The organism is Paenibacillus sp. strain BS8-2 (assembly GCF_054483835.1).
The window spans coordinates 5784289-5807156 of record NZ_CM137010.1 but is presented as its reverse complement, the minus strand read 5'-3'; the positions used below and the strand labels follow the sequence as shown (position 1 = coordinate 5807156).

The window sequence follows — 22868 nt, the reverse complement described above, 5'->3', positions numbered from 1 at the left end:
AGGTGCAGGTATGGGACCAAGCAAGTCGAAAGGTCGCCGGCTGCCCTTGCTTCCGCTAAGAGGGCTACTCGTATATCCCAGCATGGTGCTTCACTTAGATGTGGGCAGGGATAAATCCGTCCGCGCGCTGGAGCGGGCAATGGTCGATGATCACATGATTCTGTTATGTTCGCAATCGGAGGTCAATATCGAAGAGCCGACCCAAGAAGATATCTACAAAGTGGGTACGGTCGCTAAGGTCAAGCAAATGCTCAAGCTGCCAAACGGGACGATTCGTGTTCTGGTAGAAGGCGTTGTTCGTGCCGAAGTGCAAAGCTACTTGGCGAACGAAGAGTATTACGAGGTTATGGTGAAGGAATTACCTGAGGAGGAGACGGACGATCCCGAAGTGGACGCTCTGATGCGCTCCGTCCTCAGCCAGTTCGAACATTATATTTCGTTGTCCAAGAAGGTTACTCCGGAGACTTACGCCGCGGTATCGGACATCGATGATCCGGGTCGCCTCGCGGATGTCATCACGAGCCACTTGTCGCTTAAGATCAAAGACAAGCAAGACATCCTTGAGACGATTGAGGTAGCTGCAAGACTTGAGAAATTGTTGGATCTGCTTAATAACGAACGCGAAGTGCTGGAACTAGAGAGACAGATTAATCAGCGCGTCAAGAAGCAGATGGAAAAGACGCAGAAGGAATATTATCTGCGAGAGCAGATGAAGGCGATTCAGAAGGAGCTTGGCGAGAAAGAAGGTCGCGCAGGCGAGGTCGAGGAGCTGAGAAGCCAGCTTGAAGAAGCAGGTGTTCCTGATGCGGTGAAGGAGAAGGTCACCAAAGAAATCGACCGGCTCGAGAAGATGCCGTCATCCTCGGCTGAGGGCGGCGTCATCCGCAATTATATCGATTGGTTACTAGCATTGCCGTGGAGCAAGCGTACCGAAGATGATCTCAGTATCGACAAAGCAGAGGACATTCTAAATGACGATCATTACGGGCTCGAGAAGCCGAAAGAACGTGTACTGGAGTATCTCGCCGTTCAGCAGTTAGTCGGCAAGATGAAGGGGCCTATTCTGTGTCTCGTGGGTCCTCCAGGGGTAGGTAAGACGTCGCTAGCGAGATCCATCGCGAAGTCGCTTGATCGCAAGTTTGTTCGTATCTCTCTTGGCGGCGTACGCGACGAGGCAGAGATTCGTGGTCATCGCCGGACCTATGTCGGCGCGATGCCAGGTCGCATTATGCAGGGGATGAAAACTGCAGGCAGCCTGAACCCGGTATTCCTCTTGGACGAAATCGACAAGATGGCGTCTGATTTCAGAGGAGATCCTTCCTCTGCGCTGCTTGAAGTATTGGATCCAGAACAGAACAACACGTTCAGCGATCATTATATCGAGGTGCCGTTCGATCTCTCGAGCGTCATGTTTGTTACGACAGCCAATACGCTGCATAACATTCCGCGTCCGCTGCTCGACCGGATGGAAGTACTGTACATCCCAGGTTACACGGAGCTCGAGAAGGAGCAAATCGGCGTTCGTTATCTGCTTCCCAAGCAGAAACGCGAGCACGGACTAACGGAGGAGCAACTGGAGCTTACAGACGAGGCGCTGCGCCTCCTCATTCGCGAATATACGCGGGAGTCCGGCGTTCGGAATTTGGAGCAGCAGATCGCGGCCGTATGCCGTAAAGCAGCCAAACATTTCGTGTCCGCAGCCAAAGCTGCTCAGCCAGCTCTTATTAATGATGAGGAAGAAAATGTACGGCCTTCGCTCAAAGTGGATTCGCAGCTCATGAAAGAGTGGATCGGCCCGCCTAAGTTCAGGTATGGTCTAGCCGAGAGCGAGGACCAGATTGGCGCCGTGACGGGGCTCGCCTGGACCGAGGTTGGAGGAGATACGCTTGTCATTGAAGTGACTGTTATGCCGGGCAGCGGCAAACTTACATTGACAGGCAAGCTCGGAGACGTGATGAAGGAATCCGCGCAGGCTGCGTTCAGCTACACGCGCTCCAAAGCGGTAGAGCTATCTATCGATACATCCTTCCACGAGAAAAACGATATTCATATCCATATCCCAGAGGGAGCTATACCGAAGGATGGCCCATCCGCGGGCATTACGATCGCTACGGCGCTTATTTCCGCACTAACGAATCGATATGTCTCACGGGAAGTCGCGATGACGGGCGAAATTACACTGCGCGGACGAGTGCTTCCGATCGGCGGATTGAAAGAAAAGTCGCTGGCCGCACATCGAGCGGGCATCCGCAAGGTGCTGCTGCCGAGAGACAATGAACGAGATTTGAAGGATATTCCGGATAGCATCAAGCAGGATATGATTTTTGTGCCGGTGGGGCATATGGACGAGGTTCTCCAGCATGCGCTGCTGCCGGCAGGAACAGTAGAGAAGGCGGGTACTCCAATTTCATGAAAATATTAGACGCACAATTTATTATTAGCGCGGTTCTGCCGCATCAATATCCTGAGGACGCCTTGCCAGAGATTGCTCTGGCAGGGCGTTCCAACGTGGGTAAATCCTCGCTCATCAATAAGATGATCATGCGCAAGAACTTAGCGAGAACGAGCTCGCAGCCTGGCAAGACGCAGCAGCTCAACTATTATAAAGTGAATGACTTCGTTTATTTTGTCGATTTTCCAGGTTATGGGTATGCCAAGGTGTCCAAGACGCAACGGGAGAAGTTCGGACAAATGATTGAGACGTATCTGCAGTCAAGAGAACCGCTTAAGCTGCAGCTGCTTATTATCGACATTCGTCACGAACCATCTAAGGATGATGTTTTGATGTACCAGTGGCTCAAGCATTTCGAGATCCCGACTTGTATCGTCGCGACGAAAGCGGATAAAATCCCGAGGTCAAAATGGGATAAGCATATAAAAATGATCAAGACTACACTCGAGGCCGATCCACGCGATTCTGTCGTCCTGTTCTCCTCCGAAACCGGGCTTGGCCGTGAGCAACTGTGGGACGTTATTACAGAAGCGATTGGCACATAAGGGTGTAAGTACGTGAAGTTCTCACATAAAGCAGAGAATTCCATGCAATTGTAGCGGTTCGTCGTGAAATCCTCCGTTTTTTATGGAAATATGCTTAAATATGAAGGCTGGCAGGCAGGAATAAAAAGCTCCGATCACGTATAATGAGAATAAGCAATTTGAAAAGGCTGTCTTCGCTGGAGCGAGGAGGTCTTCAAAGAATTGAGGAGATTTTTATGGCTAAGCGGCTAGCCACTGAGTATGTAAATGCCAAACTGCAGCTAAAACACGAAGAGATGTCCCGGTTTATCGCATTGATGGAGGATCAGCAGCTAAGGCTGCAGGTTCTGGTACTGGACAATGGCAATCAAGAGCTTGTGCTTCAAGATGTAGCAGGGCGGGAAGAAGTCCGTCTGACCTTCGAGAGGAGGCAGGACTGTTACGTATGCGAGCTTTCTTGCCGTGTGGTAGAGCCAAAACTGACCAACGCGTTGCGCAAAGCCGTCGCGGCCTTCAGAGGCCAAGCGATCGTCAATCGAATCTACAGCCATTATACGATGATCTATCACTATACGAACGGCGCCGTCCGCAAAATCGTGGAAAGCACGGCTAGCGGCGAACGCACTGTGTTCGAACACAAGGACACGCTTGCCGAGCTCGAGCGAGTATTCCAGAGCAGGCTAGTCGAACGCGAGATCGGTCTCGTACAAGGAGCCGTCAACGAGCTCCTGGATCTGCGCAATCAAACGAAGAACCATCGAGAAATCGAGGGTATCGACGAACGCTTGAAGCAGCTCACGCAACGATTGTTCGCGCTGGAAGCCTAACGCGAGCTTCGAAAAGTTAAGGAACAAGAAAGCAGCCGCGTCAGCGCGGCTGCTTTCTTGTTTTTGCAATATTTTTGTTTATTGGGCGCGTTGCGCGCGAGATCTGGCCGACATACATTGATACGTAACATTTGCCGCCGCTGCGCTCGAAGCCTGTTCTCCAAAAAAAACTATTGCAATTATAGCGGATAGATGTTATTTTTAGTTTCGTTGAAAACATTATAGTTACAAATTAGGAACCAGGATTCACTCAGGACATAGTTATGTTGCGAGAGATTAATCCCTCGGGAAGTGAATGACGTAGGTCCTAGCGGATGAAATTTTTTAAACATTTTATTCCTAGGAAGGGGGAACCGGAAGATGGAATACTCTACTTTCGGAAGACACGTTGCTGTTGATGCTTGGGGTGTAGATTTTGATTTGCTGAACAGTGCTGAAGAATTGCAATCTCACATGGTAGAGGCTGCAGAAGCATGCGGTGCAACGGTATTATCCGTGCAATCCAAACAATTTGAACCTCAAGGCGCAACGGTTCTCGTGCTGCTGTCGGAGAGCCACCTCTCGATCCATACGTATCCTGAGAGAGGTTTCGCTGCGCTGGACTGTTATACCTGCGGTGAAACTGTAGACCCTCAGCTTGCGATCGATTACATGCTGTCCGTTCTGAAACCAAAGACGACTCACGCGAAGAAACTTGTTCGCGGCATGGGCGAACTGCAAGTCGAAGAGCCAAAGATGAAACAAATCGAGCTTGTTTAACAGAGAGCTCATTCATGTACCATACAAGAATAACCATGGAGCCAATCCATGGTTATTTCTTTGCGAAAAGCGGGAAATACTACAATAGGGATTAGATATTTACCTTGCCGCTTGATTTTGTATGCGTGTATGCGGTCTAGTGTACATATTTCAAACATTGGTCAAATATGAACCCTGTATGAATGTCGAACTATGCTATAATAATGGCTAACATCTAGTTATCGGATACATAAAAACGTGGCGAAGAGAGACAAGCTTACGTCCGCGCAGGAAAGGGGGATACCACGCATGCACATTATCGCAGTCGGATTAAATTACCGGACCGCTCCCGTGGAAGTCAGGGAGAAGTTTTCGTTCGCAGAGAAAGAGCTGCCTGAGGCGATCAGCGCCCTGATGGGGACGAAGAGCATTATGGAATGTGTCATCGTGGCGACCTGCAACCGGACGGAGATGTATGCAGTAGTTGACCGCCATCAATTATGCGGACATTATATCCGCAGCTTTATGGAGAAATGGTTTCGTCTGCCGCGTGATCAATTCACGAATCATCTCTATATGTACGAGGACGAAGCGGCCATCAAACATCTGTTCAAAGTGACCAGCGGCCTTGATTCCATGGTGATCGGCGAGACTCAAATTCTGGGGCAGGTCAAGGATGCGTTCCAAACCGCGCAGAGCATGAGGGCGACTGGCACAGTGTTCAACATGTTATTCAAGCAAGCTGTCACCATGGCAAAGCGGGCACATACGGAAACGTCGATCGGCGAATCCGCTGTTTCCGTCAGCTATGCTGCCGTAGAGCTTGGAAAACAAATTTTCGGTCAATTTAACCGCAAGACCGTCATGATTATAGGTGCTGGCGAGACAGGCGAGCTGACTGCCAAGCACCTGTATGCGAACGGTGCGGAGCGTATATTGGTTGTTAATCGGACATTCGAGCGTGCTGCACAGTTAGCCGATAAATTCGGAGGAACGCCGCTTTCCTTGGAGGAAGGCATACAGAGGCTGGCAGAAACAGACATCGTTATCAGCTCAACGGGTTCGGAGAATTATGTGCTTAATCGTGCACAAGTTGCTGAAGCAATGAAACGTCGCAAGTCAAAGCCATTGTTTATGATCGATATTGCGGTGCCGCGTGACTTTGATCCATCCATCGCAGCTGTGGAGAACGTATTTCTCTACGACATTGATGATCTGGAAGGGATCGTGGAGAGTAATCTCGAACAGCGTCGCCTTGAAGCGGGGAAGATCGAAGTGATGATTGACGATGAGATGGCCGGATTCGAGCAATGGTATAAGACGCTTGGTGTTGTGCCGTTGATTCGTTCTTTGCAGACCAAAGCCGCTGATATTCATGAAGAAACGATGGTCAGCCTATCGAATAAGTTGCCGGGACTTAGCGAACGGGAGCTTAAAGTGATTCGAAAGCTGACAAAAAGTATGATGAACCAAATGATACAAGACCCCATATTGCGTATAAAAGAAATGGCAGGCGAGAAACGTTCTGAAGAAGCGATGGACACCTTCGTAAAGCTGTTCGCGCTGGAGGAACTCGCCGAATCACAGCAGTTATCCGGTCAATATCCCGGAGCTGTTGCGAAGCAGACCGAAGCAGCCAAGAGCATGTCGCATAAGCCTGCTCAGCAACAGGCAGGAGCGCCGATACTCGCTCGAACTTGATTGGCCGGATCGTTCGAACGCATGCGCGAATCGCTGACAGAGCATCTTATACATGATCCGTCGGCAACCCACGCGCTTGCAGAACAGCTTTAGCGGAGGGGTTATGGGAACAGCGAATTGGTTGTACGATGCGATATTGTATGTTTATGCCCTGAGCCTTCTGTTTTATTTCTCCGACTTTATGAACGCAAGCCGGAGAGCGAAACGGATAGGCACAGGGCTCCTTATTTTTGTATGGGTGCTTCAAACCGGCTATTTGGTCATGAGGCTGGTGTCTCATCTGGACTTATCCCAAATTTCTGCTTTTGAATATTGGTTATGCTTCTCATGGCTACTCGTGACGGTATCACTGGTGATGAGCCGGTTTTATTCCATTGATTATTTTGTGTTTTTTGTTAACGTAATCGGGTTCGCGGTGCTGGCGCTTAATTTGTATGCAGGCATAGCGGAGGGCAACGAAAATTCTGTCGGTCAGACGACGCGCGAGCTGCTTTATGTACATATTAGTTTGATATTATGCGCTTACGCGGCTCTTACCTTTGGAGCGCTGCTGTCTGGCATGTATTTGTTCCTGCATCATCGACTCAAGAGTAAGCGCTGGTCCAAATTCGTAAGGCGATACCCGAGTCTCGACACGATCGAACGTTTCTCTGATCGTTCTGTCATGATTGGAGTGCCGCTGTTGGCGATGTCGCTAGCGATCGCTGTTACATCGCTGTTAGTCGAAGGCAGGGCGCAGCTTCTTTTGGATTGGAAGGTTCTTTCGTCGTTCGCCGCGCTTGTGATGTTTGTCATTTATATTTATCAACGAGCTGTTAATAAACGGACCGGCGAAGAGCTCTCGAAGCTCTATTTGATCTCTTTTCTTGTTCTTCTGCTTAATCTGGCATCCAGCACGTTATCTTCGTTCCACTAAGATAGAGGAGTAACGGTCAGGGGCGTTAAGGAGGAAGAGATGGGTATGACGAATAGCGACGGGAATCAGGGGCATGAACGGTATTATGCGACGGCATTGTCCTTATCGGGCAAGCGCTGTGTCATCATTGGCGGAGGCGCTGTAGCAGAGCGGAAGCTGCTTGGTTTAATCGAGGCAGGTGCGAATGACGTTCTGATCGTAAGCCCCGACCTAACCGAAGGGCTGCAACAGCTTGTACAGCTGTACCCCGGCTGTATAGAGGCAGCAGGACGACAGTACCGCGAAAATGATCTTGCAGAGGCTTGGTTGGTTTTTGTTTGTACGGCTGATAGAGAGCTCAACAAGGGGATTGCGTTGACGGCTGAGCGGCTTCGAATATGGTGCCAAGTAGCGGATCAGGGAGCAACGGGAAGTATGGTTACCCCTTCTACCGTTCGTCGGGGGAGCTTATTGCTTGCTGTAACAGCTTCAGGTGCAAGTCCTGCACTTTCGATTGCAATCAGACGAGAATTGGAACGCCAGTATGGTCCGCGCTATGAAAGAGATGTCGAGAGACTTCGAGCCTTAAGAGATTATGTGCTCATGCAGCAAAGCAACGATAAGGTTCGCAGGAGTATTTTGACCCTTGCAGCTGAAGAAGTTATGCAACGCGATACGCTGATTGAACAGAGCGGGTATATGGCTCTTGCGATAGAAACATGGTATCAGAAATTATTAGAATTGACGAAGGAGAGCAACCACGATGAATAGAGCAGAACGCGTCATTACCGTAGGAACTAGGCAGAGCGCTCTTGCGCTGACGCAGACGGGTCAAGTTATCGACCAACTGAATGCGATTTGCGAGGAGCAGGGACTGCCTTATACGTTCGAAATTCGCAAAATATTAACAAAAGGGGACCGTATCCTGGATGTGACATTATCCAAAGTTGGCGGAAAAGGTTTGTTCGTCAAGGAAATCGAACAAGCGTTAATCGATGGCGAGATCGACTTAGCGGTTCACAGCATGAAGGATATGCCGTATGAGCTCCCTGAAGGTTTGATGAATGGTGCAACGCCAAAGCGTGTGAATCCGCTTGATTGCTTAATCATGAAGGAAGGCGGCAGCCTGCAAGACTTGCCTCTAGGCGCGAAAGTAGGTACAAGCAGCCTGCGCCGCTCCTGCCAATTAAAATATGTTAGACCCGATCTGCAGCTGGAGTCGATTAGGGGCAATATTGATTCTCGTATTCGTAAGCTGGAGACAGAGGGCTTTGATGCTGTCGTACTCGCAGCAGCAGGCATGAACCGCATGGGCTGGGAAGATCGGATCTCCACGCTAATTCCCGCTGATGTTTGTACGCCAGCTGTAGGGCAAGGTGCACTAGGCATCGAGTGCCGCGAGAGTGACGAAGGCGTGAGAGAGCTTCTTAGCTTCTTGAACGATGCGGAGACGGAATATGCCGTCCTTGCGGAGCGCAGCTTCCTTGGCACGCTACAGGGCGGCTGTCAAGTTCCGATTGGCGCGCATGCGGTCATTGTGGACCGCACAGGCGAAGCGCCGGTTCTGGAGTTAACTGGAATCGTCGGCTCACCGGATGGAGTTACGCTACTCAAGGAGATTAAACGCGGCACCGATCCGCTCGAGCTGGGCAAGGAAGTGGCAAGTTTGCTGCTTGCAGCGGGCGGTGACCGGATCCTGTCGGAAATCGGGGGATAAACATGGACAAGGGGAAAGTCTATTTGGTTGGTGCGGGACCGGGAGATCCTAAACTGATTACTGTGCGTGGCAAGGAATGTTTGGAGCGCTGTGATGTTGTTGTGTACGACCGTCTGGCGAGTCCGCGCCTGCTTCGACATGTTAGACCAGGAGCAGAGTTTATTTATGTAGGAAAACTGCCTGATCGGCATACGATGAAGCAGGAAGAAATTAATCAATTGCTTGTCGATCTGGCACTCGCCGGCAAGACGGTAACTCGTCTAAAGGGCGGCGACCCTACCATATTCGGCCGTGTCGGCGAAGAGGCGGAGCTGTTGTATGATAACGGCGTTGAATTCGAGATTGTTCCAGGTATTACTTCCGCGATTGCGGTGCCTGCATATGCGGGCATTCCGGTTACGCATCGCGACTTGGCATCTTCATTGTCGATTGTGACGGGACACGAAAGTCCGGACAAGCTGGACCGCTCCATTCATTGGGACAAAGTGACGAACGCAACAGGTACGTTGTTATTCCTAATGGGCGTAGCTAAGATCGGTTATATTGCCGAACAGCTCATTCGGCACGGCAAAGCGGCAACAACGCCTGTGGCGCTGGTACGTTGGGGGACTCGAGTGGAGCAACGGACCATCGTAGGAACGCTGGAGACGATCGAAGCTAAGGTCATCGCGGCAAATTTCCAACCGCCTGCTGTTATTATCGTTGGCGAGGTCGTGCTGCAGCGGGACAAGCTGCGTTGGTACGAACGTAAGCCGTTATTCGGCACCAGAGTTCTCGTTACGCGAGCACGCGCGCAGGCAAGCGAGCTATCGGAGCAGATCGAAGAGCTCGGCGGCGAGCCTTGTGAATTTCCGGTTATCGATATTCGTGAACCGGCAGGAGTAGCCGAGATGGATCACTTGCGAGAAAAGCTCTCTGCGGCTGGCAGCTATCAATGGCTAATCTTCACAAGCGTTAACGGCGTCCATTATTTCTTCCGCTGGCTGCGCCGATTCAATCTCGATATTCGCTCCTTCTCGGAGGCTCGTATCGTGGCCGTTGGTCCTAAGACAGCCGAAGCGCTCGAGAACAGAGGACTTCAAGTAGAAGAGCTTCCAGTCAAGTTCCATGCAGAGTCGCTCCTGGAGCGCGTGGAAGGCTGGATGCGGCCCGGTGACAAAGCGCTGCTGCCAAGAGGGGATCTTGCCCGCGAAGTGATGCCTAGGCTGCTGAGAGAGCGTGGCATAGAGGTAGATGAGATCGATGTATACGAAACGGTATTAGCAGATACGCAGGACGATTATGTGCTCGAATGGCTGAAGGAAAAGGCGATTCATATGATCACGTTCACAAGCTCGTCGACCGTAACGAATCTGCTTACGATATTGCAAAATAGCGGCATTGAGGATCCAGTCGCAGCGCTGGCAGGCATTCCAATTGCTAGCATTGGACCTATCACTTCGGAAACCGTGCGACAGGCGGGATTACAAGTGACGATAGAAGCCGAGGAAGCTACAATAGATCGTTTGATTGACGCAGTTGCCGGTTGGCGGCTCGCAACAAGAGCATCAGAGGAGGAAGAAACAAAATGACATTCCCAATAACACGAAATCGCAGACTCCGTAGAACAGCGGGAATCCGCTCGTTGGTACGCGAGACGCTGCTTCGCTCGAGCGACTTTATCTATCCAATCTTCGTGACGCATGGCGATAACGTGAAGGAAGAAATACCGTCGATGCCGGGTGTATACCACTTCTCGATGGATCGCCTCGAAGAAGAAATTCGCGACGTGGTTGCTTCAGGGGTATCCGCTATCTTGTTGTTTGGCGTACCGGAGCATAAGGATGCCACTGGTACATCGGCGTATGATTCCCAAGGTATCGTACAACGAGCAACCCGCGCAATTAAACAATGGGCACCTGAGCTCGTTATTGTGGCGGACACCTGTTTATGTCAGTTTACGGATCACGGCCACTGCGGGATCGTGACGCTGGATGAGACATCTGGGACTGCGATTGTGGATAATGATCAATCGCTCGCATTATTGGTACGTACAGCGGTATCCCAAGCGGAGGCGGGGGCGGATATTATCGCTCCATCCAACATGATGGACGGGTTCGTTCATGCGATCCGTGCCGGACTTGACGAAGCGGGATACAGTGATATCGCGATTATGTCGTATTCGGTCAAATACGCATCGGCATTCTATGGTCCGTTCCGCGATGCGGCGCATTCGGCGCCGCAATTCGGCGACCGCAAGACGTATCAGATGGATCCGGCCAATATGCGTGAAGCGATGCGCGAAGCAGAATCTGATGTGGCAGAAGGCGCAGACATGCTGATGGTGAAACCTGCTCTCGCTTATCTGGACGTCGTTCGTATGCTGAAAGAGCAATTCGATCTGCCTGTAGTGGCTTACAATGTCAGCGCAGAATATTCGATGGTCAAGGCTGCTGCTGCCAATGGCTGGATCAACGAAAAGTCGATTGTATTGGAGACATTAACGGGAATGAAACGCGCAGGCGCGGATATCATCATTACGTATCACGCCAAGGATGCAGCACGCTGGCTGAGAGGAGGGGAAGTCTAATGAGCAATACAATTGGCAATAGAAAAGACACGAACTCTGCAGCAGCTTTCGAGCAGGCGAAGAAGGTAATTCCCGGCGGCGTCAATAGTCCGGTAAGGGCGTTCAAGTCGGTTGGCCTGACACCTGTTTATATGGAACGTGGCGCAGGAAGCCGAGTGTACGATATCGATGGCAATTCGTACATTGATTATGTTGCATCCTGGGGACCGCTAATTATGGGTCATGCCCATCCCGAGGTTATAGAAGCGATTCGCAAGACGGCCGAGAAGGGAACAAGCTTTGGCGCGCCGACGGAACTTGAGACTCTTATGGCTGAACTCGTCTGCGAGCGTGTGCCTTCCGTAGACCTAGTGCGTATGGTCAACTCAGGTACGGAGGCAACCATGAGTGCGCTCAGGCTTGCTCGCGGTTACACGAAACGGAGTAAAATCATGAAGTTCGAAGGCTCCTACCACGGGCACGCTGACAGCCTGCTGATCAAAGCAGGATCCGGCGTTGCTACGCTTGGTCTTCCCGACAGCCCTGGTGTGCCGGAGCATGTCGCTTCGCATACCATTACAGTGCCGTATAACGATATCGAATCCGTTAAACTTGCGTTTGAGAAGTTTGGCGAAGAAATCGCTTGTGTTATCGTAGAACCGATCGCAGGCAATATGGGCGTCGTTCCGCCGCTTCCAGGATTCCTGGATGGACTTCGGTCTGTCACCTCCGAATATGGCAGCCTGCTGATCTTCGACGAAGTGATGACCGGCTTCCGCGTCGGTTATTCCTGTGCCCAAGGGCTATTCGGCGTTACGCCGGATCTCACATGCTTCGGCAAAGTAATCGGCGGCGGCTTGCCGGTAGGCGCGTATGGCGGCAAACGAGAAATCATGGAGATGATCGCGCCGAGTGGTCCGATCTATCAAGCTGGTACATTGTCAGGTAATCCGTTGGCGATGACAGCTGGTTATACGACGCTTAAGCTCATGACGCATGAGAAATACGAGTTGCTTGAACGGCAAGCTGTTAAGCTGCAACGCGGTTTCGAAGCCAATGCTGCGAAACATGGCATCGCCTCGACCATTAACCGAGTAGGCTCCATGGTATGTCCATTCTTTACCGAGCAGACGGTTATCAACTACGATTCGGCCAAAACATCGGATTTGGGACGATTCAGAGCCTATTTTTCGGCCATGCTGGATCTTGGTGTCAGCATAGCGCCTTCTCAGTTCGAAGGGATGTTCGTGTCTACGGTGCATTCGGACGAGGACATCGAAGCGACCATCGCTGCGCATGACGCTGCATTTGCACGTTTATAATGGCATAGAGGAGGTTCGGCGCAGAAGATGGATGATCGTTATGAACGCGATGGCGAGTGGCTGGTGCTGTATCCCGAAGCGCTAGCCCCGTTCTCCTCCGACAGCAGCCAGCCTAAAGCCGGCAGCCACGCGCACGAGGTGCGCAAGTGGCTGCTGGCTTGTTCTGTTTTTCCGGACAAATGGATTAATCGGCTGTTTTCGGTAGGCGGCATACGGATGAAGGAGGACGGGCGAATTGCTTTGCTGGCTTTTCCTGTCGACAGCTCGATGAAGCATCTCGGCGGATCAAGAAGCGGAGAGGCAGAAGGGAATGGAATAATTGTACCGCCTATTCTGTATGAGGATGACTTCTGCCTTGTGCTCGACAAGCCGGCAGGTATGCCTGTGCACGAGTCTTATCCCGGACAGCGCGGTACGCTCGATGCGGCAGCGAATCAATATATGTCGGATCAGAATGACCCTGTGCTCGTCAGGCATATTCATCGGCTGGATGATGATACGTCTGGTCCTGTGTTGTACTCCAAAAACGATCTGGCACAGCAACGCCTAGACGAAGCAATGAGAGAGAAGGAGATTGACCGCATCTATATTGCCGCTGTTCATGGCAGGCTGCAAGGCGGCAGCGGGACAATCGATGCCCCAATCGGCAAGGACCGCCATCATAAGTCGCGACGTCGTGTTACGCCAGGCGGTGATACAGCGATATCGCATTATGAGCGAATCTTTGCTTCGGATCCATATTCCATTGCGAGAGTAGAGCTGGAGACAGGCAGAACGCATCAGATTCGTGTTCATATGAGCCATATTGGGCATCCATTGCTAGGAGATATCCAATATGGCGGCAGACGGACGGACGAGCTAGGGCATCAAGCACTGCATGGTGAGCTGCTGATCTTCCCGCACCCGCTGACTGGCTTGAGGATAGAGGTACGTTCCGCTTGGCCGATATGGCTGACGAAACTTTATAATAGGTAGTCCGTCTTTGAAAATGACAGTCATGCTCCCGCTTGTTGGACCATATAGATAAGTAGTGTATGTGCCATTAGACCAAGCATTAAGGATGAGAAGGGAGGACTTTGGCGTGTCGAATCAAAATAACGGATTGCGATTTGACGTGTATGAACGCGTTCATCTGCCTGATGATGTCGCGGCGATAGACGAGTTGGAGGAGATTGAGTTAGTTCCCCGCATTCAGGTGATCGATCAGGGAGATCACGCTGTCCTAAAGGGGCAGTTGCTGCTTAGCGGGGTCTACCGGAGTCAGAATGCGATCGTGGGACCTCTTACGCTCGAGCATTGGATTCCTGTGGAAATTTCGTTGCCAATGAACCGTGTTACGAGGCTGGATGACATCTCCATCGAGATCGATAACTTCGATGTGGATCTGATCTCCGCACGCACGCTCAATGTTACAGGCGTGTTGTCGCTGAGAGGCATCACTGTCGATTCCGTAGAGGAACAAATCCAGTCATGGCAAGAGGAGCCGTTCACAGCAACGCATGAACGGGAAGCGGAGAATGAGGAATTGCCAGAGAACTTTGGGCAGCAAGCTCAGCCGTATGCGACGGATGCGTTCGGCAACATTGTGCAGGGTGGATATGGGGCCGTTCCTCAATTCTGGTCGCCGCCACAGCCGCAACAGCCGCAGCAGGATTACACAGGACGTGATCTGTCTCCGCCACAGTTTCAAGCAGAGCAGGACGAGCAGAGCTACATAGCGGAGGCCTCGGCAATCGAAAGCGGGGGAGATGCTCGCGAGATTACAATCGCATCGCAGCAGTCCGGAAGCGATAGCTGGCTGCAGTGGAGCGCCCTAGCCGAATCGGGTCAGAAGCAGGCTCAGTCTAATGCGGAGGTGCCGGCATCCGGCTCCCAGCCGTGGTCATCCGAAATCCAATACTCGGCGCCAGGGGAGCAAGGTATTGTACGCCCCGAAGAGGAGGCTGCGCTTCAGTCAACCGAGGAGAACTACGCAACTGCTGGCGAAGAGATCCGAATCGAGCAGCAGGAAGAAGAAGTTCTCAACGTTGCGATCGAGCAAGAGCAGCAGGAGCAGATATCCCGGAAGCCGGAGGAGGTCCAGATTGCGTTTTCGGGTAAATCAGCAACCGGCAGCGACAATGGGCAGCCTGAAGTCGGTTACCGTGCGATCTTGCAATCCAGCCGGCGCGAGCAGGCGCTGAGAGAAGCTGCTGAACAAGTGAATCAGGAGCAGCAAGAGGCTCAGAACAGCTCGAGGGCGACCGCCATCGAAGAGGAGATCGAGTGGAAGAAGTTATTCCTCAGTAACCAGCCTGAGCATAACGAGTTCCGTAAGATAAGAATGTGCATTGTTCAGAAGGAAGAGACGCTGGAGCAAATTGCCGTTCGATACAGCCTGAATCCAAGGGAAATCTTGAATTTTAATAGGCTGCATGAGTCGGCTGTTGAAGAAGGGCAGTTATTATACATCCCTTAACGATACGGAAAAAGCGGATAGCCGACCATTCATAGACAGTATGAATGGTGCGGATGAAGCGTCTCGCTGAATACAAGGCATCCGTGAAGGACGTCCTCAGGACTTTCTTCTAAAATGCTATATTCGTTAAACCGATAGAAGTTGTCTCTGGTGGTCGAATTGCGACCTGAACGAGGCAGCTTCTTTTGTTGTTGGCCGATTGCGAGCGCTTGAATATAGGCTTGCCATGTCTTAGCTTGGATCTATTGTCCCAATATGGCGCCTAATGTTGACTCTGTTCGTTAACAAATGTATGATAGAGCATATGTATGTATAGAAGTGATGGATATCTTTATACGAAAGACATTGAAGGGGAGTAGTACGCAGTATACCTTCAGAGAGCAGAATCGTTACGCTGAGAGGTTCTGCAGGATCGGACTGCATACGAGTCGCCCCGGAGTCACCCAGCTTAAAGCGGAGCCGATGAGGAATTGTCGTGTTTTCTTGCCCAGGTGGGGTCGGTCGCAGCCGTTATCTGCTCCAAGTGCCGTATGTCTAGACATACGGAACAAAGGTGGTACCACGGAAGATAACCTTTCGTCCTTTACGGGCGAGAGGTTTTTTTGATTTTTTTTTGGAATGGTGAGGGTCAACTCACGATGGAGATTGATACGCGCAGAAGAATGAATGGGAGATGAAACAATGTCTGACATGGAGAACAAATCAGCAATGCCTACGACGTACGACCCCAAATCGGCGGAGCAGAAATGGTACTCGTACTGGGTGGAAGGCAATTATTTTCAAGCGGGAAAGAGACCCGAAGCAGATCCATATACGATTGTCATTCCTCCTCCTAACGTAACGGGGATGCTGCATATCGGTCATGCGCTCGACTTCACGCTGCAAGATATACTGATTCGCACGAAACGGATGCAAGGCTACGATGCATTGTGGCTTCCGGGGACGGACCATGCTGGAATCGCGACACAAACAAAGGTGGAACAGAAGCTGCGCGAGCAAGGCATTACGCGTCATGATCTGGGCCGGGAAGCGTTCCTCGAGAAGGTATGGGAGTGGAAGGACCAGTACGCGGACACGATTCGCTCGCAATGGGCGAAGATGGGTTTGTCATTAGACTACTCCAGAGAACGATTCACGCTTGACGAAGGTTTGTCCAAGGCTGTTCGCGAAGTGTTCGTGCGTCTTTATGAAAAAGGATTGATCTACCGCGGCAAAAAAATCATTAACTGGGATCCGGCCGCTCGTACGGCGTTGTCGGATATCGAGGTTGAATATAAAGAGCTTAACGGTCATTTGTATCATTTGCGCTATCCGCTTAAGGATGGATCGGGTCATATCACCGTTGCAACGACAAGACCGGAAACGATGCTCGGCGATTCAGCGGTTGCGGTACATCCTGAAGACGAGCGATATGCTCATCTGATTGGATCGATGATTGTGTTGCCGGTAATCGGCAGAGAAATTCCGATTATTGCGGACGAGTACGTTGAGAAGGACTTTGGTTCTGGCGCGGTTAAGATTACTCCGGCGCATGATCCTAACGACTTCGAGGTAGGTGAGCGCCACAGCCTGCAACAAATTACGGTAATGGATGAATCCGGCGTCATGAATGCGGAAGCGGGTCCATACCAAGGCCTGGACCGATTCGATTGTCGCAAGCAGCTTGTAAAGGATCTGCAAGAGCAAGGCGTATGTGTCCTGATTGAGGATCATGTGCATCAGGTTGGTCATAGTGAACGCAGCGGCGCGGTAGTCGAGCCGTATCTGTCGACGCAATGGTTCGTGGCGATGAAACCGCTCGCGGAAGCTGCAATTGCTGCCCAGAAGTCCGGCAAAGGCGTACAATTCGTACCGGAGCGCTTCGAGAAAACATATCTGAACTGGATCGAGAATGTACGCGACTGGTGTATTTCCCGTCAGCTCTGGTGGGGTCACCGGATCCCGGCTTGGTACGATGATGCGACAGGCGAGATCAACGTTTCTCGCGAGGATATGCAAGGCGACCATCTTCGTCAGGATAACGATGTGCTTGACACATGGTTCAGCTCCGCTTTATGGCCGTTCTCAACGCTTGGTTGGCCGGACCAAACCAATGACTTGAAACGTTATTACCCGACGGATGTTCTCGTAACGGGTTATGATATTATTTATTTCTGGGTGGCGCGCATGATCTTCACCGCCTTGGAATTCACGGACGAGATGCCGTTCAAGGACGTACTGATGCACGGTCTCGTACGCGACAAGGATGGACAAAAGATGTCCAAGTCGCTTGGTAACGGGGTAGACCCGCTGGAAGTGATTGAGCAGTATGGCGCCGATGCCATGCGTTTTATGATTTCGACGGGCAGCACGCCTGGGCAGGATCTCCGCTTCCGCTACGAGAAGGTAGAGCAAGCCCGCAACTTTGCCAACAAAATATGGAACGCATCACGATTCGCGCTTATGAATCTAGAAGGATTCACTGCTGCGGACATCAATATCGATGTGCAATTGGGAACAGCAGACCGCTGGATTCTGCATCGATTAAACGAGACGGCTCGAGATGTTACTCGATTAATCGACAGCTATGAGTTTGGCGAGACTGGCCGCGTTCTCTACAACTTCATCTGGGATGACCTATGTGACTGGTATATCGAATTCTCCAAGCTGAGCCTGAATGGGGCAGACGAGGCTGCGCGACGCGCGACGCAATCCGTCCTTGCTTATGTGCTGGATCGTACACAACGTTTGATTCATCCGTTCATGCCGTTTATCAGCGAAGAAATTTGGCAGCATCTGCCTCATGTTGGCGAGACAATTACGCTGGCGGAATGGCCGATGTACGAGACGTCGCTTGAAGCTCCGGAAGCGGTCAAAGAGATGGAGCTGTTAATGGAGATGATCCGCTCCATTCGTAATATCCGTGCAGAAGTGAACGTGCCGATGAGCAAGAAGGTAGAGCTGTTGATCAAGCCTGCCGGCGAAGCCGAAGAAACGATTTTTACTCGCAACGAAGAGTTTATCAAACGGTTCTGCGGAACGTCGCTTCTTGAGATCGGACGGGATCTTGCCGCTCCGGACAAAGCGATGACCGCGATCGTGACGGGCGCCGAGCTATATCTACCGCTTGCAGGTTTGCTTGATATCGCGCAGGAAATCGCTCGTCTCGAGAAAGAGCTGAAGACGTTGATCGGCGAAGTTGAACGCGTCGAGAAGAAGCTTGGCAACGAAGGTTTCGTAGCGAAAGCGCCGGCGAAAGTAATTGAAGAAGAAAAAGCGAAGATGAACGACTACGCGGAGAAACGCGACAAGGTGCTTGCGCGGATCTCGGAACTGCGCGGTTAATCGCCGCGACCGCGGCAAGGAAGAAGGGTTAGGCATGACGGTTGAAGGAAACAACGGGACAGCGGCTGCTTCGCTGTCCTCCTACCGTGAAGCGGTAGAATGGATTACTGGGCTTATTCCTTTTGGCATTCGTCCGGGTCTAGAGCGAATTGAAGCGTTGATGGAGAGAGTAGGCAATCCGCATCGACGACTTAAGTTCATCCATGTAGCAGGCACAAATGGAAAGGGATCCACCTGTGCATATTTGACCAGCACGCTCATAGAAGGCGGGTATGACGTTGGTACGTTTACTTCGCCGTACATTACGAAATTTACGAACAGATTTCAATATAACGGTGTCGACATCGAAGAGGAAACACTGCTAAGGCTCGCCAATGACCTTCGCCCACATGTGGATGCAATAGCGGAGACGGAACTGGGTTCGCCCACGATGTTTGAGGTTTCTACGGCACTGGCGATCCTCTACTTTGCCAAAGTAACATTCCCCGATTATGTTGTATGGGAGACTGGGCTTGGTGGCAGGATGGATGTGACCAACATTGTTTATCCAGTTCTATCTATTATTACGAATATAGGCCATGATCATATGGATCGTCTGGGTGATTCTCTTGAAGCGGTTGCTGCAGAGAAAGCTGGCATTATTAAGCCGGGTGTTCCCATTGTCAGTGCGGCTACCCAGCCTGAAGTGATCGAAGTGCTTCGCCGGACGGCTGCTGAACGCAAATCGTCTTTCTATTTGATAGGTGAGCACTTCGAGGAGAAGCCACAGGATGTTCGCGAGGATGAGCAAACCTTCCGCTTCGAGGGTTTATTCCGTCATATCGAGCCGCTTACGATTACGCTCAATGGTTCGCATCAGCGCACCAACGCGGCGACGGCCGTAATGGGACTCGAAGTACTGCGTCAATACAATGCGCTGGTGCTGGATGATGAGGCGATGCGTGATGGCCTGCGCAAGACGGCCTGGCCGGGAAGGCTGGAGATGGTAAGCCGCAATCCTCGTATTGTGATTGACGGCGCACATAATCCGGAAGGTGCGGAGAGTCTTGCTGCTACGCTGAAATCGACGTACACATACAAGAAGCTGCATCTTATGATGGGGATGCTGGAGAATAAGAATCATCGGGAGACTTTGAAGCATATACTACCTATAGTGGATACGCTTATCTTGACCGAACCTGATTATCGCATGCGCATGGAAGCGCAGGACCTGGCTTTGATCGTCCAGGAAATGCGTCAGAGTATGCCCGAGCTTCCTCTTGCAGAAATCGTGATCGAAAAGAATTGGCAGCAAGCATTAAACAAATTACAGCAATTTACCGGGAACGAGGATCTCGGGGTCGTGACAGGAACGCTATATTTGATAGCGGACGTGCGCGCTTCCCTGCTATCTGGCTCGGCTGCTGAAAAAGGTTGGTGAACCGTCTTTGAACAGTGCAGAACACGTTCATTTCATCGGAATTGGCGGCTACGGAATGAGCGCGATCGCCCGCGTTATGTTGGAGATGGGGTATAAGGTAACTGGCTCGGACGTTGCTAGCCAAGAGTTAACGGAGAAGCTTGCCGCCAAAGGTGCGGATATTTTCATCGGGCATCAGCCCGAACATGTCAAGGGAGCGGATCTCGTCGTTTATTCGACGGCGCTAACTAGCGATAATGTAGAACGTAAAGCTGCAGAAGCGCTCAATATTCCCGTTCTGCATCGATCCCAAATGCTCGCAAGGCTGATGAATGCGGGCAAAGGTGTGGCTGTTGCTGGCGCGCATGGCAAAACAACAACCTCTTCGATGATCGCACTCGTCATGGAAACCTGTGGAATCGATCCTACTTACATTATCGGCGGCGAGATTGTTAACGTCGGCACCAATGCCAAAGCGGGCAAAGGCGAATACGTCGTTGCAGAAGCGGATGAAAGCGATGGTTCCTTCTTGCATTATCATCCGTCGATGGCGATTGTGACGAATATTGAGCCCGATCATCTAGAAAATTATGATGGCGATTTCGAGAAGCTAAAGTCGGCTTATGTTCAGTTCTTGAGTCAGGTGAGAGAAGGCGGCAAAGCAATCGTATGTGCGGATGATCCAATCGTACGCGAGCTGCTTCCCAAAGTATGGGGAACGGAAAACAATGCTCATTCGTCTGCTCTTGTCACTTATGGCATCGATGAGGATGCTACCTTCAAAGCGGATCAAATTATTCTCGGAGACCGTAAGGTGTCCTTTCATTTGAGCAAGGAAGGTGTCTTGCTTGGCAATGTGGAGCTGTCTGTGCCGGGCATCCATAATGTATACAATTCAATGGCGACCATCATTACTTGTTTGGAAGCAGGTTTGACGTTTGACTCTGTCAAGGAAGCGATTAAGTCTTTCCGCGGCGCGAAACGAAGATTCCAGGTGTTAGGCGAAGTCAACGATATACTTGTAATCGACGACTATGCCCATCATCCAACCGAAATTCAAGCGACGATTAGTGCGGCAAAAGCGACAGGCAAACGCATTATTGCGGTGTTCCAGCCTCAGCGCTATACAAGAACGTTTTTCCTATTCGAGCAATTCAGCAGGGCGTTCCCTGAGGCGGATCAAGTAATTATTACCGATATCTATTCCCCTGCGGGAGAGAAACAGATTGAGGGGATTAATTCCGGCAAGCTCGTCGAGCTGATTCGCAGCAACAGTCATGCGAGTGCTGAATATATCCCTACAAAGGAAGAAGTGCTGGAAGCGCTGAAAGCACGAGTTGTTCCAGGCGACCTGGTAATTACGATGGGCGCGGGTGACATCTGGAAAGTAGCTGACGCGTTAGCCCGATCTCTTACCGAAAAACAATCGTAATGTACGGATGTCCCCATATGCGTACAAAAGAGCCGTTCCGAATATTCGCAAATCATGCGATGTCCGGAGCGGCTTTTCTATTACTCCGCCGTTATGTGTAATGCCCTTACTCGTCATAACTCTCTCATTGATCTCATAGACTAATAGTAGACCAGGTAGAGGAGAGATCAACATGAAACCGAATAATCGAATCACCTATCGCTTTGACATCCCTGAGAGCCGGCCGAAGCAGGACAAGCCCCATAGACTTATCGAAGCTGAGCGTACGTGGGATACAGCACCGGATATTGACACCGAGGAGCAGAAGCAACTACCAACTTCATCCAAATTAAATGTCATCCCCTTATATTATCCTTCGTCTTCGAATGTTATAGAGGAAGCGCAGCCTTGGAACAACGCCTTTCAAGAAGATATTGGAGCATTGGAGCAATTGATTCGCGAAGCGGAATCCGATGACCATCCATCTTCAGCTAGTAAACAAACAGAATGGGAACATCCAATCGTCCCAGCAGCCCCAGAGCAAGTTCCTGTGACGACGATTATTACACCTCAGTGGCAGCCTGTTGTTGATTGGGAGTACGAGACGAAGACGGACAAACCGGTCATCACACGCAGAACAGGCGGCAAGGGTCCATCCTGGCTGCATGTATTCTTATCGGTAGGCGGAGCGCTTGCGACCGGAGCGATCTTTGGTTATTTGATTCTGACCTTATTTACAGGTGCAACGATATGGCCAGGAGGAGAACGGGCTGATAATGGCGGCAACACACAGCCGGTCGTTCAGCCAGAAGTGCGCGAGCCGATCGGATTGGATGATCTGCAGGATGATCCGCAGGTTGACGAGACAAAGGGAGCCAATGAAAATAATCTTCCTGCTGCCTCTATTCAAGCGGGAAGTATCGCGCACACGTATACGCTGCTTCAGTTCGGTCTGTTCAGTAATGCGGAAGGACGAGATGCCGCGCTAAAGCAATTAAAGGATGGGGGATTCGCGGCGGCGTCTATGAATACGCCCGAAGGGTACCGCGTCTATGCAGGGATGGCATTAGATGGAACCAAAGCTGGCGTAATCGTAAGCAACGTGCCGGATCTCTTGTTATATAAGAAACCGGTGACCTTGCAGGGACCTGACCAGTTGCCCTTCGCAGGTGGAGAAGAAGTCGCGCAAGGGTTCTTCGTTTCGACGAACGAACTGATTGCGACCTGGTCAGATCTCGTGATTGCTCAGCTGGAGCAACCGTCCCTTTCACCGCTAGGCGCTGCCGCAGCAGAAGGATGGCGGACAAGGCACGAGCAATGGACCGTGCATGCGGCGGCAATGGAGAAGGGTGTTTCTGATCCCGGAGGCGAGACGTACTTCGGTAAGCTAAGGACGGCAATCGATAAAGCCGCTGTGTCGATGACCGAATATGATAACAATCCTTCGAAAGCTCATTTGTGGGATGCAGAAACTTCTCTTATGGAAGCGGTGCTCGCGCAAAAAGAATGGTTTGAGTCTTCGAGCGCATTGTAAACGGACAGGCAACTGCGT

The 22868-nt window shown here is 51.2% G+C and carries 17 protein-coding genes and 1 other annotated feature; all 17 genes read left to right on the top strand.

Annotation, left to right across the window (positions count from 1 at the left end):
• The first annotated feature begins 10 nt into the window (after window positions 1–10).
• The 17 genes from lon (at window position 11) to ACX1C1_RS25020 (ending at window position 22850) form a co-directional block, all read left to right on the top strand.
• Window positions 11–2413, top strand: a complete 2403-nt coding sequence (lon, locus tag ACX1C1_RS25100) for an endopeptidase La (RefSeq protein WP_458954843.1) — start codon at window positions 11–13, stop codon at window positions 2411–2413.
• Entirely contained in the window at window positions 2410–2997 is a 588-nt protein-coding gene (yihA, locus tag ACX1C1_RS25095; protein WP_458954842.1) for a ribosome biogenesis GTP-binding protein YihA/YsxC, read from the top strand. Before lon ends, yihA begins: the two co-directional genes overlap by 4 nt.
• Window positions 2998–3212: 215 nt before the next feature.
• On the top strand, window positions 3213–3803 hold the full coding sequence (locus ACX1C1_RS25090) for a non-ribosomal peptide synthetase module (RefSeq protein WP_458954841.1): 591 nt from the start codon (window positions 3213–3215) through the stop codon (window positions 3801–3803).
• 360 nt (window positions 3804–4163) lie between these two features.
• Entirely contained in the window at window positions 4164–4562 is a 399-nt protein-coding gene (speD, locus tag ACX1C1_RS25085) for an adenosylmethionine decarboxylase (protein WP_458954840.1), read from the top strand.
• A gap of 288 nt (window positions 4563–4850) precedes the next feature.
• Window positions 4851–6242: a glutamyl-tRNA reductase gene (gene hemA / locus ACX1C1_RS25080; protein ID WP_458954839.1), complete on the top strand. Its 1392-nt coding sequence runs from the start codon at window positions 4851–4853 to the stop codon at window positions 6240–6242.
• Between the two features lie 103 nt (window positions 6243–6345).
• Window positions 6346–7158 (top strand): cytochrome c biogenesis protein CcsA, encoded by an 813-nt coding sequence (gene ccsA, locus ACX1C1_RS25075; RefSeq protein ID WP_458954838.1) that lies wholly within the window; start codon window positions 6346–6348, stop codon window positions 7156–7158.
• Between the two features lie 39 nt (window positions 7159–7197).
• On the top strand, window positions 7198–7908 hold the full coding sequence (locus ACX1C1_RS25070; protein ID WP_458954837.1) for a precorrin-2 dehydrogenase/sirohydrochlorin ferrochelatase family protein: 711 nt from the start codon (window positions 7198–7200) through the stop codon (window positions 7906–7908).
• On the top strand, window positions 7901–8854 hold the full coding sequence (gene hemC / locus ACX1C1_RS25065; protein ID WP_458954836.1) for a hydroxymethylbilane synthase: 954 nt from the start codon (window positions 7901–7903) through the stop codon (window positions 8852–8854). The genes ACX1C1_RS25070 and hemC overlap by 8 nt, the downstream gene beginning before the upstream one ends.
• Before the next feature lie 2 nt (window positions 8855–8856).
• Entirely contained in the window at window positions 8857–10425 is a 1569-nt protein-coding gene (cobA, locus tag ACX1C1_RS25060; protein ID WP_458954835.1) for a uroporphyrinogen-III C-methyltransferase, read from the top strand.
• Window positions 10422–11423: a porphobilinogen synthase gene (gene hemB, locus ACX1C1_RS25055; RefSeq protein ID WP_458954834.1), complete on the top strand. Its 1002-nt coding sequence runs from the start codon at window positions 10422–10424 to the stop codon at window positions 11421–11423. The genes cobA and hemB overlap by 4 nt, the downstream gene beginning before the upstream one ends.
• A complete protein-coding gene (gene hemL, locus ACX1C1_RS25050) occupies window positions 11423–12724 on the top strand; it encodes a glutamate-1-semialdehyde 2,1-aminomutase (RefSeq protein WP_458954833.1) in 1302 nt (433 codons plus the stop codon). The genes hemB and hemL overlap by 1 nt, the downstream gene beginning before the upstream one ends.
• 27 nt (window positions 12725–12751) lie before the next feature.
• Complete coding sequence (locus ACX1C1_RS25045) at window positions 12752–13699, top strand: RluA family pseudouridine synthase (RefSeq protein WP_458954832.1); 948 nt, start codon at window positions 12752–12754, stop codon at window positions 13697–13699.
• Between the two features lie 106 nt (window positions 13700–13805).
• Window positions 13806–15182 carry a LysM peptidoglycan-binding domain-containing protein gene (locus tag ACX1C1_RS25040; RefSeq protein ID WP_458954831.1) on the top strand — a complete coding sequence of 459 codons (1377 nt, stop codon included), beginning with the start codon at window positions 13806–13808 and terminating at the stop codon, window positions 15180–15182.
• A gap of 336 nt (window positions 15183–15518) precedes the next feature.
• Window positions 15519–15769, top strand: a binding site (T-box leader).
• A 94-nt stretch (window positions 15770–15863) separates the two neighbouring features.
• The gene (locus tag ACX1C1_RS25035; protein ID WP_458954830.1) at window positions 15864–18506 is read left to right on the top strand and encodes a valine--tRNA ligase; all 2643 of its coding nucleotides are present in this window, start codon (window positions 15864–15866) and stop codon (window positions 18504–18506) included.
• 34 nt (window positions 18507–18540) lie between these two features.
• Window positions 18541–19926, top strand: coding sequence for a bifunctional folylpolyglutamate synthase/dihydrofolate synthase (locus ACX1C1_RS25030; protein WP_458957793.1), 1386 nt, complete (start codon window positions 18541–18543; stop codon window positions 19924–19926).
• A 7-nt stretch (window positions 19927–19933) separates the two neighbouring features.
• Window positions 19934–21337, top strand: a complete 1404-nt coding sequence (gene murC / locus ACX1C1_RS25025; RefSeq protein ID WP_458954829.1) for a UDP-N-acetylmuramate--L-alanine ligase — start codon at window positions 19934–19936, stop codon at window positions 21335–21337.
• 172 nt (window positions 21338–21509) lie between these two features.
• The gene (locus tag ACX1C1_RS25020; protein ID WP_458954828.1) at window positions 21510–22850 is read left to right on the top strand and encodes a hypothetical protein; all 1341 of its coding nucleotides are present in this window, start codon (window positions 21510–21512) and stop codon (window positions 22848–22850) included.
• Window positions 22851–22868 lie beyond the last annotated feature (18 nt).